Annotated in this window: 2 protein-coding genes; both read left to right on the forward strand. The window is 38.1% G+C overall.

Translation table 11 applies throughout. From position 1 onward, the window contains the following. The first annotated feature begins 121 nt into the window (after positions 1-121). A complete protein-coding gene (locus N9I19_RS24345) occupies positions 122-1498 on the forward strand; it encodes a UDP-glucose dehydrogenase family protein (protein WP_317779272.1) in 1377 nt (458 codons plus the stop codon). Next, a complete protein-coding gene (locus N9I19_RS24350; protein WP_317779273.1) occupies positions 1473-2504 on the forward strand; it encodes a GDP-mannose 4,6-dehydratase in 1032 nt (343 codons plus the stop codon). Before N9I19_RS24345 ends, N9I19_RS24350 begins: the two co-directional genes overlap by 26 nt. Positions 2505-2771: the final 267 nt, after the last annotated feature.

The following is a 2771-nucleotide window of genomic DNA, read 5'->3' on the forward strand; positions in this document are numbered from 1 at the left end:
AAAGGGGCTAATAAAGTTAATTCCTAATTGCTTCTATATTGAAAAATCCACTACGGAAAACTTATTTCATAATTGAGTATGGCAATAAGGTAACTCTAAAAATAAAGGACAAGGTGAATTCATGTACAAAATAGCAGTAGCAGGAACAGGCTATGTCGGCTTAGTGGCAGGTGTATGTTTTTCCGAAGTTGGCCATCAAGTGACCTGTGTGGATATAGATGAAAATAAAGTGAATGTAATGAAGTCTGGTGTTTCTCCAATTTTTGAAACAGGGTTAGAAGAGCTAATGCAGAAGAATTACGCTGCTGGAAGGATTGATTATACAACTGATTATAAATCAGTTTATAGGGATGCTGATGCGATCTTTATCGGTGTCGGTACTCCAGAGCAGCCAGATGGTTCTGCTAACCTTTCCTATATCGCAACGGTTGCACGGCAGATTGCTGAATCGGTGGAAAAGGACTGCCTAGTCGTTGTGAAATCAACTGTCCCGGTTGGAACGAATGATAAAGTCGAGCAGTTTATCCAAGACTTCTTAGTTAATGATGTAAAAGTGGAAGTTGTATCGAACCCGGAATTCTTGGCACAAGGTTCTGCCGTGCACGATACGCTGCATGCCGAACGGATCATTATCGGAACGGAAAGTAAATGGGCTGAAGAACTGATGCAGAATATTTATGAGCCATTTCATTTACCTGTAGTTTCAGTGAATAGAAGATCTGCAGAAATGATCAAGTATGCATCCAATGATTTTCTTGCCCTTAAAATTTCTTATATGAATGATATTGCCAATCTTTGTGAACTGGTCGGTGCGGATATTCAGGATGTCGCAAGAGGGATGAGCTTCGATAATCGAATTGGAGGCAAGTTTTTAAATGCAGGTATTGGTTACGGTGGTTCATGTTTCCCTAAGGATACTAAAGCATTGGAGTATCTGGCAAGACAAAACGGTTACGAGCTTAAAACCGTCAAAGCTGCCATTGATGTGAACAAAGACCAAAAGACGATGCTATATAAAAAGGCTAGTAAAAGACTCATTACCTTTAATGGCTTGAAAGTAGCGGTATTAGGATTGACTTTTAAGCCTGGTACTGACGATTTAAGAGAAGCGGCATCTCTTGAGAACGTGCCTTTATTATTGGAGCAAGGCGCCGATATTTTTGCGTACGATCCTGTTGGAGCAGAGAATTTTGCTAGAGTGTATCCAGAAGGTAAGAATGGCAAAGGCAGTATCACGTATGTTGCGAATATAGAACATGCCTTAGAAAGTGCAAATGTCTGTTTTATTTTTACTGAATGGGGAGAAGTGAAAGCATTAACGCCTAAAACGTATAAGATGTTGATGAGGACGCCTTTAGTATATGACGGAAGAAATATCTATAGTGTAGTAGAAATGCAGGAATCAGGGGTAGAGTATCACTCCATTGGAAGAAAACCTGCTAGTAGAAAAGGCATAAAGGAGTCGAAACACGTTGAATTACAAATCCCTAGATCCTAGTAAAACATATCTAATCACTGGAGCGGCAGGTTTCATCGGATATTTCTTATCTAGAAAACTACTGGAACAGGGCTGCAGAGTGATCGGTGTTGATAACATCAATGATTACTATGATGTGAAGCTTAAATATGATCGTTTGGAAAAACTGGAACACTTTGAGAAGTTTACCTTTATCAAAGGTGATATTTCTGAAAAAGCGATGATCACAAATATCTTCGAAGAGTATAAACCTAATATTGTAGTAAATCTGGCTGCCCAAGCTGGAGTGCGATACTCGATCGAGAATCCTGATGTGTACATTCAAAGTAATATCATCGGTTTTTACAACATCCTTGAAGCTTGCAGGCACAATCCTGTGGACCATCTTGTCTATGCTTCTTCCAGTTCTGTTTATGGAGCTAACAAAAAGGTTCCATTCGAAGAAACGGATTTTGTGGACAACCCTGTCTCACTTTATGCATCAACTAAGAAATCCAATGAATTGATGGCCCATACATACAGTCATCTATATAATATTCCTGCTACAGGCCTCCGTTTCTTTACGGTTTATGGACCTATGGGACGACCGGATATGGCCTACTTTGGATTTACTGATAAGTATTTTGCTGGTGAACCAATTAAGATCTTTAATAATGGTGATTTTGAAAATGACTTATATAGGGACTTCACCTTCATTGATGACATTATCGAGGGAATAGAACGGCTTCTATCAAATCCTTCAGTTGGAGATAATGACGTTCCGCACAAAGTATTTAACATTGGAAACAACAATCCTGAAAAGTTGATGGTTTTCATTAAAACTTTGGAGAAATGTTTAAGTAATGCATTAGGTAAAGAGATAGAATTTGATAAGGTTTTCGAACCAATCAAACCTGGAGATGTACCTGCCACTTATGCTTCTACTAATTTGCTGCAGAAGGCTGTAGGATTTAAGCCGGAGACTTCAATAGAAGAGGGTTTGCAAAAGTTCGTAAATTGGTATGTGGAATATTATATAAGTAAATAAGGATTTTTTGATCGTTACCTCTATATTTAAGGTGATTTTACTAGTCTACATGTTTAGAAAGATAAAAAGAGACAAAGAGTTATTTAAAGCTCTTTGTCTCTTTTGGAGAATTTCTTTGTTTTGATGTTATTCAACACCTTCAGATAGAGACAACCACTCGGGTATAAACTCACTTGTTAGAATAATCTTCTGTTTGCCATAAGAGTTATAAAGGATAAAGTTCTACAGGAGATTCCATTCTCACAACAGGTCTGAAGTATGAAAATT

Source organism: Peribacillus sp. CSMR9 (genome assembly GCF_033141925.1).
Taxonomy (GTDB): domain Bacteria; phylum Bacillota; class Bacilli; order Bacillales; family DSM-1321; genus Peribacillus; species Peribacillus simplex_A.

Bases quoted from the DNA above. Each gene is read 5' to 3' on its own strand.
- N9I19_RS24345 (WP_317779272.1), top strand. From the start codon at position 122: ATGTACAAAATAGCAGTAGCAGGAACAGGCTATGTCGGCTTAGTGGCA.